Origin of the sequence: Kutzneria sp. 744 (assembly GCF_000568255.1) — a bacterium.
In the GTDB taxonomy this organism is placed as follows: domain Bacteria; phylum Actinomycetota; class Actinomycetes; order Mycobacteriales; family Pseudonocardiaceae; genus Kutzneria.
This window is the reverse complement of the sequence record NZ_KK037166.1, coordinates 9,601,251-9,602,996: the sequence shown is the minus strand read 5'-3', so window position 1 is coordinate 9,602,996 and position 1,746 is coordinate 9,601,251. Positions and strand designations below refer to the sequence as shown.

Here is a 1,746-nt window from a genome sequence, read left to right as displayed (position 1 = left end):
GGGCGGAACGGGACGGGCAACCTCGGCGACAACACTTGTTGTCGGCCGGTCCGAGAACGTCGGCGCCTCGCCGGTCCGGAGCAGCTCGGCGTAGCCGCGCAGAAAGCGCTCCACGTCGTCACGGCCCATCACGTCGGCCATGGCCTGCAACGCCAGCGTCGTGCCGTCGCACCACTCGTAGACGCGGAAGTAGGTGTCGGCCCCGGACTTGGCCCAGCTGACCGGTTCCGCGTTCCAGACGAAGCGATCACGCCTGGCGCGGCAGGATCTCGGCGCGTAGTTCAGGAAGTTCAGCTCCGACTCCACGCGGGGCTCGCCGGCCTGGGCCACCAGCTCGATGACCAGGTCGTACGGCACATGCGCGTAGGCCATGGCCTCCTCGACCCGGGCGGCGGCGGCCTTGAGCACCTCGGCGAAGGTCCCGGCGGTGTCGATCACCACCAGCGTCGGGTAGGAGGCGCAGCCCAGCACGTTCTCGTAGCCGCTGGATTCCCGCTGGCTGGTGTACATCCGGAAGGCGACCCGCGGCTCGCCCGTGTAGGTGGCGACAGTGATCGCGTACGCGGCGAGGTGCACCGCCGACGGCCATACCTTGTGCTCGCTGGCGATCGCCCGGGCGATGGCCAGCAGCGACGGCACCGTGAAGGAGGCGGCGAACGAGCCTTCGGCCCCGGTGCGGCGGCCGGCGTAGATGTCCTTGGGCAGCCTCGCAGCGATGCGACGCCAGTGGTCGAGCGACTGCGCCGGGTCCAAGGTGGCTTCGTGGCGGGCCAGGTCGACCGGCTGATGCACGACCGGCGGCAGCTGGATCGGGCGGCGCGCGATCCGCGCAGCCAGCACCACATCCAGCTCGGCCGTGAGCGTGCCCAGGCTGACGTCGTCTAGCGACAGGTGGTTGAACACCAGGTGCAGCCGGCGCACGGCGTCGCCGTCGGCGATCACACCGGCGCGGATCGGCCACTCCTTGGTGATGTCGAACGGTTCCTCGGTCAGGCGCTTGATCAGCTCCGCCGGCCGGTCCCCCGCGACGTGCACGTCCGGCACGGCCGGCGGCTGCACAACCTGTTGCGGCCACGGCCGTGCGAGGAGGTCGTAGACCGTGCGCAGGATTTCGTGGCGGCGCACCAGGTACGCCAGCGCGGACCGCACGTGGGCGACGGTCGTGCCCTCGGGCACGGGGTGGTTGATCGCGATGTGCATGTCGTGCCGGGCATCGGCCGGCGTCTGGAGGTAGTGCAGCACGTGGTGCCGCTGCCCCCAACCCAGGTCCGCGCTCTTCGCGACCATCGTGACCTCCTCACGTCCGATAGCCAGATAGTGAGCCCAAAATTCGCGCCGCGGCAGTGTTCCGCAGTGTCATGTAGTTTCCGGGAAATAGCTGTCAGCACAATCCATTGACACCGACCGGTCCGACAGGCGAATCTTTTGGAGCCCCGCCGGAGCAGCACCGAGGCGAAGGCGGGGAAATCACATAAAACACCAAGGAATGAGGCGTGTACACGATGCCGAACACCAAGGCCGCGGTCAAGCAGTCCGTCAAGCAGAGCGTGAAGCAGTCCGTCAAGCAGTCGGTCAAGCAGTCCGTCAAGCAGTCGGTCAAGCAGAGCGTGAAGCAGTCGGTCAAGCAGTCCGTGAAGCAGAGCGTGAAGCAGTCGTGATGTGCGGCGGTGCGGCGGGTTGAGAACTCCCGCTCGTCGCACCGCCGATCTCGCCTCTCTTTCCGGGGGAATGCGCCGGCACGTTCCG

The 1,746-nt window shown here is 68.0% G+C and carries 2 protein-coding genes; one reads left to right on the top strand and one right to left on the bottom strand.

Features of this window, described 5'->3' with window-relative positions:
* Nucleotides 1-1,287 (bottom strand): condensation domain-containing protein (locus tag KUTG_RS62355; protein ID WP_043725631.1); only part of this gene is annotated, 1,287 nt, incomplete at its 3' end.
* 206 nt (nt 1,288-1,493) lie between these two features.
* Between KUTG_RS62355 and KUTG_RS59720 the strand changes: the two genes are divergently transcribed.
* On the top strand, nt 1,494-1,658 hold the full coding sequence (locus tag KUTG_RS59720; RefSeq protein ID WP_157495216.1) for a hypothetical protein: 165 nt from the start codon (nt 1,494-1,496) through the stop codon (nt 1,656-1,658).
* The last annotated feature ends 88 nt before the right edge of the window (nt 1,659-1,746 follow it).